12 protein-coding genes and 10 tRNA genes are annotated in these 10,554 nt (G+C 37.7%); 16 read left to right on the top strand and 6 right to left on the bottom strand.

All coding sequences use genetic code 11. From position 1 onward, the window contains the following. The first annotated feature begins 36 nt into the window (after positions 1-36). The 10 genes from HMPREF2904_RS06650 (at position 37) to HMPREF2904_RS06605 (ending at position 902) form a co-directional block, all read left to right on the top strand. Positions 37-110: transfer RNA gene (locus HMPREF2904_RS06650), tRNA-Met, on the top strand. A gap of 16 nt (positions 111-126) precedes the next feature. After that, positions 127-200, top strand: a tRNA-Ile gene (locus tag HMPREF2904_RS06645). Positions 201-210: 10 nt separating this feature from the next. Beyond that, positions 211-300: transfer RNA gene (locus tag HMPREF2904_RS06640), tRNA-Ser, on the top strand. 9 nt (positions 301-309) lie between these two features. Further along, positions 310-383: transfer RNA gene (locus HMPREF2904_RS06635), tRNA-Met, on the top strand. A 3-nt stretch (positions 384-386) separates the two neighbouring features. Continuing rightward, positions 387-459: transfer RNA gene (locus HMPREF2904_RS06630), tRNA-Phe, on the top strand. 15 nt (positions 460-474) lie between these two features. Then, positions 475-555, top strand: a tRNA-Tyr gene (locus HMPREF2904_RS06625). Between the two features lie 6 nt (positions 556-561). Further along, positions 562-632, top strand: a tRNA-Trp gene (locus HMPREF2904_RS06620). Positions 633-644: 12 nt separating this feature from the next. Next, positions 645-717, top strand: a tRNA-His gene (locus tag HMPREF2904_RS06615). 19 nt (positions 718-736) lie between these two features. Continuing rightward, positions 737-808: transfer RNA gene (locus tag HMPREF2904_RS06610), tRNA-Gln, on the top strand. Positions 809-818: 10 nt separating this feature from the next. Next, positions 819-902: transfer RNA gene (locus HMPREF2904_RS06605), tRNA-Leu, on the top strand. Between the two features lie 73 nt (positions 903-975). Here HMPREF2904_RS06605 and HMPREF2904_RS06600 read toward each other — a convergent pair. From HMPREF2904_RS06600 to HMPREF2904_RS06580, 5 genes are read right to left on the bottom strand one after another with little or no spacing between them, the layout of a single operon-like run. Then, positions 976-2,109, bottom strand: a complete 1,134-nt coding sequence (locus HMPREF2904_RS06600; protein ID WP_004182166.1) for a tyrosine-type recombinase/integrase — start codon at positions 2,107-2,109, stop codon at positions 976-978. Positions 2,110-2,112: 3 nt separating this feature from the next. Then, positions 2,113-2,307 (bottom strand): DUF3173 domain-containing protein, encoded by a 195-nt coding sequence (locus HMPREF2904_RS06595; protein ID WP_000598356.1) that lies wholly within the window; start codon positions 2,305-2,307, stop codon positions 2,113-2,115. 59 nt (positions 2,308-2,366) lie between these two features. Beyond that, positions 2,367-2,753, bottom strand: a complete 387-nt coding sequence (locus HMPREF2904_RS06590) for a hypothetical protein (RefSeq protein WP_001096844.1) — start codon at positions 2,751-2,753, stop codon at positions 2,367-2,369. A gap of 2 nt (positions 2,754-2,755) precedes the next feature. After that, positions 2,756-3,952, bottom strand: coding sequence for a replication initiation factor domain-containing protein (locus HMPREF2904_RS06585; RefSeq protein ID WP_004182182.1), 1,197 nt, complete (start codon positions 3,950-3,952; stop codon positions 2,756-2,758). Between the two features lie 40 nt (positions 3,953-3,992). Further along, positions 3,993-4,466 carry a hypothetical protein gene (locus HMPREF2904_RS06580; RefSeq protein ID WP_070661189.1) on the bottom strand — a complete coding sequence of 158 codons (474 nt, stop codon included), beginning with the start codon at positions 4,464-4,466 and terminating at the stop codon, positions 3,993-3,995. A 319-nt stretch (positions 4,467-4,785) separates the two neighbouring features. Between HMPREF2904_RS06580 and HMPREF2904_RS06575 the strand changes: the two genes are divergently transcribed. Then, positions 4,786-5,232, top strand: coding sequence for a helix-turn-helix transcriptional regulator (locus HMPREF2904_RS06575; RefSeq protein ID WP_000287814.1), 447 nt, complete (start codon positions 4,786-4,788; stop codon positions 5,230-5,232). A gap of 163 nt (positions 5,233-5,395) precedes the next feature. Here the strand turns inward: HMPREF2904_RS06575 and HMPREF2904_RS06570 are convergent, their stop codons facing one another. Further along, positions 5,396-5,722: a DMT family transporter gene (locus tag HMPREF2904_RS06570; protein ID WP_009732038.1), complete on the bottom strand. Its 327-nt coding sequence runs from the start codon at positions 5,720-5,722 to the stop codon at positions 5,396-5,398. A 648-nt stretch (positions 5,723-6,370) separates the two neighbouring features. Here HMPREF2904_RS06570 and HMPREF2904_RS06565 point away from each other — a divergent pair. The 5 genes from HMPREF2904_RS06565 to HMPREF2904_RS06545 all read left to right on the top strand — a co-directional run bounded on the left by HMPREF2904_RS06565 (position 6,371) and on the right by HMPREF2904_RS06545 (position 10,514). Next, positions 6,371-6,808 (top strand): zinc-dependent MarR family transcriptional regulator, encoded by a 438-nt coding sequence (locus tag HMPREF2904_RS06565; protein ID WP_003004547.1) that lies wholly within the window; start codon positions 6,371-6,373, stop codon positions 6,806-6,808. Between the two features lies 1 nt (position 6,809). Continuing rightward, the gene (locus HMPREF2904_RS06560; RefSeq protein WP_003013743.1) at positions 6,810-7,514 is read left to right on the top strand and encodes a metal ABC transporter ATP-binding protein; all 705 of its coding nucleotides are present in this window, start codon (positions 6,810-6,812) and stop codon (positions 7,512-7,514) included. Beyond that, on the top strand, positions 7,507-8,310 hold the full coding sequence (locus tag HMPREF2904_RS06555) for a metal ABC transporter permease (protein WP_003009676.1): 804 nt from the start codon (positions 7,507-7,509) through the stop codon (positions 8,308-8,310). The genes HMPREF2904_RS06560 and HMPREF2904_RS06555 overlap by 8 nt, the downstream gene beginning before the upstream one ends. Positions 8,311-8,312: 2 nt before the next feature. Further along, a complete protein-coding gene (locus tag HMPREF2904_RS06550) occupies positions 8,313-9,818 on the top strand; it encodes a zinc ABC transporter substrate-binding protein AdcA (protein ID WP_070661186.1) in 1,506 nt (501 codons plus the stop codon). A gap of 138 nt (positions 9,819-9,956) precedes the next feature. Then, the gene (locus HMPREF2904_RS06545) at positions 9,957-10,514 is read left to right on the top strand and encodes a DUF6287 domain-containing protein (RefSeq protein ID WP_070661185.1); all 558 of its coding nucleotides are present in this window, start codon (positions 9,957-9,959) and stop codon (positions 10,512-10,514) included. Positions 10,515-10,554: the final 40 nt, after the last annotated feature.

The following is a 10,554-nucleotide window of genomic DNA, read 5'->3' as shown; positions in this document are numbered from 1 at the left end:
GTGTCGCAGGTTCGAATCCTGTCTTCCCGATATTATGGCGGTGTAGCTCAGCTGGCTAGAGCGTCCGGTTCATACCCGGGAGGTCGGGGGTTCGATCCCCTTCGCCGCTATATTGTTGATCTTGTTGGACCTTTAGCTCAGCTGGTTAGAGCTCTCGGCTCATAACCGAGTGGTCGTAGGTTCAAGTCCTACAAGGTCCATTGTTATCTTGGAGGATTACCCAAGTCCGGCTGAAGGGAACGGTCTTGAAAACCGTCAGGCGTGTAAAAGCGTGCGTGGGTTCGAATCCCACATCCTCCTTAATATTAACGCGGGATGGAGCAGCTCGGTAGCTCGTCGGGCTCATAACCCGAAGGTCGTAGGTTCAAATCCTGCTCCCGCAATTTGGCTCGGTAGCTCAGTTGGTAGAGCAATGGATTGAAGCTCCATGTGTCGGCGGTTCGATTCCGTCTCGCGCCATCAATTCAATAATCAGGAAGGGTAGCGAAGAGGCTAAACGCGGCGGACTGTAAATCCGCTCCTTCGGGTTCGGGGGTTCGAATCCCTCCCCTTCCATGCTTTACGGGCATAGTTTAAAGGTAGAACTAAGGTCTCCAAAACCTTCAGTGTGGGTTCAATTCCTACTGCCCGTGTTAATAATTATGGCGGGTGTGGTGAAGTGGTTAACACACCAGATTGTGGCTCTGGCATGCGTGGGTTCGATCCCCATCACTCGCCTATTTATTAATATTATTATTGGGGTATAGCCAAGCGGTAAGGCAAGGGACTTTGACTCCCTCATGCGTTGGTTCGAATCCAGCTACCCCAGTTAAATTTATGCCGGCGTGGCGGAATTGGCAGACGCGCTGGACTCAAAATCCAGTGTCCGCAAGGACGTGCCGGTTCGACCCCGGCCGCCGGTATAGTAAAAAAGACAAGGTTTTCGGACCTTGTCTTTTTTTCTCTGTTTTTGTTGAGTTACCAATTTTTTCCATTTTAAAATAAATCATCAAGTTTATTAGCCAATGTTTTCTGTTTGCTAGGGTACAAATGAGAATAAGTATCAATTGTTGTTGTAATAGATGCGTGTCCTAATCTTTCTTTGACAACAAGATAATCTTCTCCTTGATTTATAAGTAATGATGCATGAGAGTGTCTTAAATCATGAATTCTTATTTTCTTTAAATCTTTATCCCTTTCTAGTATTTGCTTAAACTTCTTATCAATCATATTTTTTGTAATTGATATTGGTGTACTCTGTATTATTTGAAGTTCTTCAGTATTTTTCGTAAATTCCTCAAGTTTTTCTTTTTGTTTTACTTTCCAATCTATTAGCATTTCTGCTAATTTCTGATTTATTGTTATATTTCTAGTTCCTGATCGTGTTTTTGTTGTATTAATGTAGCTTGTATTATTAACAAAGTATACCGTTTTGGTAACGTAAATCGTATTTGTTAAAAGATTTATATCATTCCAGTTCAATGCGAGGATTTCTCCCATTCTCATTCCAGTAAAGAAAGCAATTACGAAAAACAGGTCATAACTTATTTCATCATCTCGAATAAGTCCTCTAAATCTCGTGAATTCTTCTATACTCCAAAATTTAATATCAGGCTTCCTAATTGGTAATTTTCTCAGATTCTTAACTGGATTTTTATCAATGAGTGATTTTCTTATACCAGTATCAAAAATTTTTTTAAGTAGAATCAGAACCTTATTAATTGTATTATAGCTTAAAACTTCATTTTCATTTTGTTTTTTAGGTTTTGTTTTTAGGTATTCACGAAATTCGAATATATGGTCATACGTTAATTTATTTAAATTTGTATTTTTAAAATATGGCTTAATATGACGCTCATAATTATTTCTTTGTGTACTTGTGTAGCTTACTTTTCTGCCATTTTTCAAATCATCTTCTTCAAGTAAGTCGAATAACATATCCGTTGTTACTACAAAGTCAAATTGTTTTTCTTTTAATTCTACAACTCTAATATGTTGTTCAAGTTCTAGGGCTTCCTTTTTAGATTTTAATCCTTTACGAATAATACGTATTCTTTTTTGTGTGACTGGGTGGAAACCGTTAGAAACATCAACAGTCCATTTACCACTTTTAGTTTTACGAATAGTCATTCATTATGCTTCTTTCTGGAGTTCAATTCCTAGTAGTTCTTCAGCGACACTGGCTGGAATTGTACCAATCCGTTTGTTATCGTAGATATTAAAACCACGATTCACTAATAGTAATTTGCCAGTATGGATAATCTTTCTTGCAGTTCCTGGAGCAAATCCAAGTTCGATAAGGTCATCTTTTGTTACAGTTTTAATCATGTGCTCTCCTTTTCTAATTAGATTAAGTACGGGGAGGATTAACTCCCCTTGTCTTATACTTATTTTTGTTTTACATCTACTAAATGGATAGCATCCGCCTTGTAATACATCGTTGAACTAATCATAGTAGCTTGTAAATTGTCAAATGTAACTGGTACTTGATCCATTGCTTGGATATAGTCATTATCGACTAAAGCTTCTGGATTGTCTACTGAGACTTGGGTTGATTTCTTTTTGAATTGTCCATCCTTGATCGTTACATTGTATTTCCAACCAATGATTTTATCGGTATTAAAACGTCTTTCGCTACCATCTCGGTTTTTGATAATTTCTCCGTTTGCATCTGCTCGGACTTCCGTTTCAAATTTTGGAATGACTTCATCCAATTCAAATTTTGTTCCAATGTTATTGAAATTCCAGTCATTTTGTGAGAGCATTTTTGCCATATTTAATTTCTCCTTTTGATATTTTCTTTGATTGTAGGGATTAAATCTTCTCTTTTAAAGAGAATTGCCCTTTCTATTAATCCACTTGCTAAATCTGGTGGATATTCCATATTGTTGAGTGCGAGATAGTTAGATTTCTCATACTCATGCAGTAAGTTATTGTCGTATAGAAATTTATACGCTTTTAGAATAGCTCCAGAACCTTTATAGGTAAACCATTCTAATTTTTGTTCTAGTTCTGTCTTTGGTTTTGAAATAATGATAGAGACAGGTTTTGAGTGACCTAAAAACTTTTCCCAAGATCTCAAAGGTTTTGAGAAGTGACTATCACTATAGAACCTCACTTTTTCTTTGAGGTATCCCTTGGTAAAGTTAAGAAGATCTATTTCTGAATGCAACCATTCTTGAATGAAGTAGTGAGCTTTTGCTTTCCTAAGTTCTAACTCAGTTCTTATCCAATTTTCTATATACCGCTTGCTGATCCCGAGCTTTTCAGCTTGTTCTAAGCGCTTATCGTAAATTCTAAGTCTTTCATCATCATTGGGTTTTCTTAAATATAAGGTCTGACCGATCGTTTCATCTCCGTAGGTATTGTAGTAGGTGCTTTTTCCATATAGAAAGCGTTTCTTCTGACAAATCTTTAGAAGTTGATTAGGAGTGAAATAGGGTGTTTCATTAAAATCATCTATTGCAATATCAATTCGTCTTACTGAAAAATGAATGTAATTGTAGTAGAGGTTGTTCAGAAACTGTCTTTCGGAGAGACTATTTGGATCTAATACCATATCTCTATAGAACTCTAGTGCCTGTCCTGACATGACAAGCATGTAGGACGACTCTTTCGATCCATAGTAGATACGGATATTCCCATAATGAAGCTGGCTATCATAGTTATAGTATTTAAGGCTCCCCTTATTCTCAATAAATAGGTCAAAGTCAAGAAATAGGATATCTTCGATTATTTCTTTTGGCGAAAATTCAGTCTTATCAAACTGAATTTGAATCCAGTCAAATACAGAACGTAAATGCTCATTTTTTGCCATAGATTTTGATTCAACTTTTTGCCTAATTTTGCCACCCTTAAAATCTCCAAAACCCTTGGTAATACTGAATTTTTTCGATGGTACACCTAACTTGCAGAGGGTGGTGTTACTACACACCCTATCGGTCAAAAATGGTCCGTCCGCATCTACGCTCATTTTCGGCTTTCTGCCTCATGGCTCAGCCGAAAACTCGCTATTAGCCGAACCTATTTTTTGACCTCTTGTTAACAAACCCTAGTAAGCCGGTTTGCATCGACTCTTCAATATCTTGGATTTTCTTTTTTAGGTTGGAATTCTCAATTTTTATCGGTCGCATTTCTCGCTTAAATTCCTGTTTTAAGGCGCTCAGTTCATCGTAGAGCTCATCTATTACTTGGTTTAGGGATTCATGTTCATTGTCTGCTAGACTCCCAAATACGGCTTGTATAGCCTCTTTTAGACCTATTTCAAGTTTTAGTTTAGCTAACTTTTGAAATTGTCTAAGGTCTTCGTCTGTAAAATCATAGGCAACTGTATAACTTAATTGATGAGTTCTGGGATTTCTACTGATAGGAACTTTAATTTTCTTAAATTCCTTGCCACTTATCTCTTTAATCAGTTGAATCCAATTTTTAAGAGTAGAGGTAGAGTTTAGGCCAGAAATTTGATTGACTAACTCTTTATTGGTCATCTTTTTGTGAAACCTCCGAAATTTTCTTGTGCAACTGAAGAGTTTTCTGTGGTATAATTGTTACATAATATGTTTTGATCTTGGAACGAACGGCACATTTGTTTCAAGATTTTTTATTTTGTCGAATCCTACCTCCTTTATTAAAATTTTTTAAATCGACTACTAGTTACATACGCTTTTACCTCCTTTTATGCTATAATATTCTCAATGGAATATTCAATCTCAAAATAAATATTCCTTATGGAATAATTCTATTTTATACCGTTTAGAATATTTTGTCAAGCTAAAATATACGAATAAGAATATCTATAGGAGAATTATGTATACAGAGGATTATAAATTTTCAGAGAGGTTAAAAACTCTCAGAAAATCAAAAAAGTTAACTCAAGTACAAATATCGGAATTAATTGGAGTTCAACAAGGGACATATTCTCGGTGGGAGAATGGAACGTTAGAACCAGGATTAGAATTCGTTGTGAAATTAGCAAATATCTTTGGGACTACTACAGATTATTTGCTGGGACAAAAACCTTATTCAATTATCAGTAGTTTACCTCTAGAACAATTAGATCTTACCAATATTGCAAACTTTTCAAAGGATGAGTTTGATATTTTGAAACATTCAATAGCAGTTTCGGTGGCAAGAAATAAAATAAAGGCAACAGAACTAAAAGATAGAGTTATAGAAAAAAATCAGTTGTCAGAAAAAGATGCAGAACTTTTGAATAAGATTTTTGAAGAAGTTAAAACTTATTGGGAAAATTAGGAGGACGCTAGTCTTCAAAATTCCCTCCCAAAATGTGTCCAAAATATTGACAGAATTCTAGCTTTTCATTATAGTTCTTATGGAACTTTTTTTCTACAACAAAATAGGCTCCATAATATCCATAGGGGATTTACCCACTACAAATAGTATAGAGCCGGTTTTATTAATGTCCTGCATTTCCTAATAAGTTAACCATGACAACACCAATGATAATCAAAATTAAACCGATAATGCTATAAACATTTAGTGTTTCTTTGAAAATCATTACTGCGATAGAGGCTGTCAAAACTAAACCGACAGCTGACCATGTTGCATAAGCTATTCCTAAAGGAATTTTTTGCATTGCTAGTGAGAGGAAATAGAAACAAACGCCATAGCTAAGTAGGGCAGAAACGGTTGGAATAGGCTTTGTAAAACCGTCTGATAATTTCAAAAGGTTAGTTCCCAATATCTCTCCTACAATGGCGATAAAAAGATAAAAGTATGACATGTCTTTAACCTCCTATATGTCATGTTTTTGCTCTAAGAGCTATTATAGCTATCCGTTTTTTATAAATCTTGGCACAAGTCATGAGAATTTGTAGTAAAACTGTGGCAGACACTTTTTCAGAACCAATAGCTGATAAGTTTAGTATATCATAAGATAAATTTAAAAAAAAAAGTTTTGTTAGAAAATGAATTATCAAATTCTTGGGCTAAAGAGTTATTTTTGTTAAAATAATAAAAAACACTTACCCTAATTAAAGGAGAAAATAAAATGATTACATTAACTGTTAATCGTACAAGTGTCTTGAATACCTCTGGATGAATATAACCTGTTGGGACATATCGTCTATTCTCTGATGATGCTCTTAGAACGATAAGGTATGGAGTGTTACCAAAAAGTTACTAAAATTTGAAAAATGAGTCTATTTTGCAAGATTCAAAAGGCTTAAAACCCTATTAAATCAGGGTTGTAAGATTTAAATAATGGAGTTATGGAACTCAAAATCCAGTGTCCGCAAGGACGTGCCGGTTCGACCCCGGCCGCCGGTATAGATTATAAAGGAGTTTTACTCCTTTTTTTGTTTTATTTTTTTCTTTTTTATGATATAATTAACCGGTAAAGTTTCTTTTGGTGAATTAGAAGGAGTTAATTTTGTCTGAAGTTGCAAATAAAATCGATCGATTTTTAAATTCTATTTTATTGTTATCAGAAAATCAGCATGAGATTTTAGTTGGTTCTTGTACAAGTGGTGTTTCATTAACCAACACTCAGGAACATATTTTGATGCTGGTTGCTGATGAAGCTCTAACCAATTCTGTCTTAGCTAAGAAATTGAATGTCAGTCAGGCGGCTATCACGAAGGCCGTGAAGCCCTTATTAAGCCAGGGGATGTTAGAGACTTATCGCGATGAGAATGATGCTAGGGTTCTCTATTATCGCTTAACTGAAATTGGTAAGCCGATTGCATTAGAGCATCAGCACCACCATCAGCATACCCTTCACACTTATGAGGATGTTTTGTCGAAGTTTACTAAGAATGAGCAAGGGGTCATTTCGCGGTTTTTAGATTTATTGGAAGAGGAGTTATAGTTTGAGGTATATTACGGTTTCAAATTTATCGTTCTATTATGATCGAGAACCGGTTCTGGAAGGGATCAATTACTACTTAGATAGTGGAGAGTTTGTTACGCTGACTGGTGAGAATGGAGCTGCTAAGTCAACCTTGATTAAGGCTAGTCTTGGCATTTTACAGCCCAAGGTCGGGACAGTTGAGATTTCAAAGACGAATGTTAAGGGAAAGAAGTTAAGGATTGCTTATTTGCCACAACAGATTGCTAGTTTTAATGCTGGATTTCCAAGTACGGTCTATGAATTTGTGAAGTCAGGTCGGTATCCTCGTAAAGGCTGGTTTCGAAAGTTGAATGAGCACGATGAAAAACATATTCTGAAGAGTTTAGAATCTGTTGGAATGCTGGAGTTCAAGGATCGGGCGATTGGTTCTTTGTCTGGTGGTCAGAAACAGCGGGCCGTCATTGCTAGGATGTTTGCTTCAGATCCGGATATCTTTGTTTTAGATGAACCGACGACAGGGATGGATGCAACAACAAAGAGTGATTTTTATGAGTTAATGCATCACAGTGCGCATCACCATCAAAAATCTGTTTTGATGATTACGCATGATCCTGAAGAGGTTAACCAATTTGCGGATCGGAATATTCATTTGGTTCGCGACCAGAGCTCTCCTTGGAGATGTTTTAACGTCCATGATACAGAAGGGGAGGGTGACCATGCTTGATTTATTCCAGTATGATTTTATGCAACGGGCCTTGTTGGCTATGGTTGCCATGAGTCTTTTTTCTCCTGTATTAGGGATTTTCTTGATTTTAAGACGGCAGAGTCTGATGAGTGATACGCTAAGTCACGTCTCTCTTGCAGGTGTCGCTTTTGGACTTTTCCTTGGGATCTCTCCGACGCTCTCGACTATGATCATTGTCATTATAGCTGCGGTTTTTCTTGAGTATTTGCGGACCTTATTTAAGGACTTTATGGAGATCGGGACGGCAATTTTAATGTCCACTGGTCTTGCCCTAGCTTTAGTGCTAATGCGTGGTGGTGGAAAGAGCTCGATGAGCTTGGATCAGTATTTGTTTGGTTCTACCCTAACCATTACGGATGAACAGGTGATCGCCTTGTTTGTGATTGCTTTCGTTGTATTAGTGCTGACGGCCTTATTCTTGCGTCCTATGTATATTTTGACCTTTGATGAAGATACGGCCTTTGTAGATGGCCTTCCGGTCCGGACCATGTCCATCTTATTTAATGTGGTAACGGGGGTTGCTATCGCCTTAATGATTCCTGCAGCAGGATCGTTATTGGTTTCAACCATCATGGTCTTACCGGCTAGTATTGCGCTGAAATTAGGGAAGAACTTCCGTGGGGTCATGCTGATTGCGGTCATCATTGGTTTTATCGGGATGTTTAGTGGCTTGATTTTGTCTTATATTGCAGATACACCAGCGAGTGCCAGCATCACGCTTTTATTTGTGGCACTGTTCTTGCTTGTGAATCTTGGATCACGTTTGAGGAAATAGATATGAACGTTAAAAAATTTGGTTGGTTATTGTTAGTGGCTTTGACCCTTGTTTTGACAGCTTGTGGCAAAAGTCAGAGTCAAAATGGGAAATTAAAAGTGATGACCACTTTTTATCCTGTTTATGATTTTACAAAAAATATTGTCGGAGATGAAGGAACGGTAGACCTGCTCATTGGAGCGGGATCAGAGCCTCATGAATATGAATTGTCTGCTAAGGGGCGGGCTATGATTCAAGATTCGGATGTTTTCGTCTATGAGAATGAAAACATGGAAACGTGGGTTCCAAATCTTTTGAAATCAATGAAGGATAAGAAGACCAAAGTGATCGATGCTACCAAGGGCATGGTCTTGCTTCCTGGATTGGAAGAGGAACATGAACACGAAGGGGGCGAAGAACACCATCATGAATATGATCCTCACCTTTGGCTCTCTCCACATCGTGCCATGAAGATGGTAGAGTCAATTCGCGATCAATTGGTGGCAGCTTATCCAGATAAGAAAAAGACGTTTGAGAAAAATGCCCAAGCCTATCTAAAGAAATTACAGGCCTTGGATCAAGCTTATCAGGATGGGTTGAAAGATGCGAAACAAAAGAATTTCGTGACCCAACACGCGGCTTTCCGTTACTTGGCCTTGGATTATGGCTTAAACCAGGTGGCCATTTCAGGGATTTCACCTGATAGTGAGCCTTCTGCTGCACGATTGCGTGAATTGACAGAGTATATCAAGAAAAATGAGATCAAGGTCATTTATTTTGAGGAAAATGCTTCTAAGTCCTTGGCGAAAACCTTGTCTTCTGAAGCTGGTGTTGAATTGGCTATCTTAAATCCTTTGGAAAGCTTGACGGATCAAGAAATGAAAGATGGCGAAGACTACGTGTCTGTTATGAAGGAGAATCTGAAGGCGCTAGAGAAAACAACGTCACAAGCTGGTAAGGATATTCAACCGGAACATGAGGAAGATTCTAAGACAGTTCAAAAGGGCTATTTCGAGGATAGTCAAGTGAAGGATCGTAGCTTGGAAAATTATGCGGGTGATTGGAAATCAGTTTATCCATACTTGCAAGATGGAACGTTGGATCAGGTCTTTGATTATAAGGCAAAATTAAATCCAACTATGACGGCTGCTGAGTATAAGGAATATTATACCAAGGGTTACCAAACAGATATTGATCGGATTAAGATTGATAAGGATTCAATGGAGTTTTATCAAAAAGGATCTTCTAAGAAATATACCTATAAATACGTAGGTAAGCACATTTTGACTTATAAGAAGGGAAATCGTGGTGTTCGTTATCTATTTGAAGCGAAGGAGAGCGATGCGGGAGACTTCAAATATGTTCAATTTAGTGACCATGAAATTACTCCGGTAAAGGCAGCTCACTTCCACATTTTCCATGGAGGAAAGAGTCAAGAAGCGCTTTATGATGAGTTAGAAAATTGGCCAACGTATTATCCTTCCAACTTATCTGGTTTAGAAGTGGCACAGGAAATGCTGGCTCATTAAGAGCTGTATTAAAAGAGAGACTAGGACTGATTATCCCGGTCTCTTTTTGATTAAAAATGGAGAGTGAAACTTGTCAAATGCTTGAAAATACGTTACAATGAAAGGGCTTTAAATTAAAAAATGTATGGGGAATTTTAAATGAAAAAAGTTGGTGCAATTCTTGTGAGTCTTCTCAGTGTGGTCTTATTGGTGGCTTGTTCGCAGCAGAGTGCGAGTAAAAAATCACCGGCTTCTTCTAGTCAAACGACAACCTCTTCTGAAGTCAAAAAGACGGATGCTTCTAGTTCGGAAGTGAAGGAGAAAGAAAAAAAAGAAGAGAAAAAAGAAGTGAAGAAAATGGATCTTGAGGCTATTGCTAATGGAGATTACAGCAGTATTGCTGGGGTCTGGCAAGATGATAAAGGAAACAAGCTGGTCTTTAACGACAAAGGGTTGGTCTCACAAGAGTTAGAGGACTATGGAGCTTCTTTGACGGATTATGGAACCGCCTCAGAAGGCATTTATGGTGGTCGTGATGGAGGCTTCTTGTTGGAGTATATTCCTGCGGGAGTGACCATTGGTGATCAAGTCGATGATCAAGGACAGGTCGTCTTTAAGGATACATCAGATGCCTCTAAAAACCGCTTATGGTCTGGTGTTGGTATCGCTAGTTTTGGGGAACAAGGCTCGATCTACTATCATGTAGGAGATGAATAATGGAAAAACAGAGGCTGGGACAAAAGTCCTAGCCTCTCAA

This window comes from Streptococcus sp. HMSC072G04 (assembly GCF_001813295.1).
GTDB lineage: Bacteria > Bacillota > Bacilli > Lactobacillales > Streptococcaceae > Streptococcus.
This window is presented reverse-complemented; position numbering and strand designations above follow the sequence as displayed.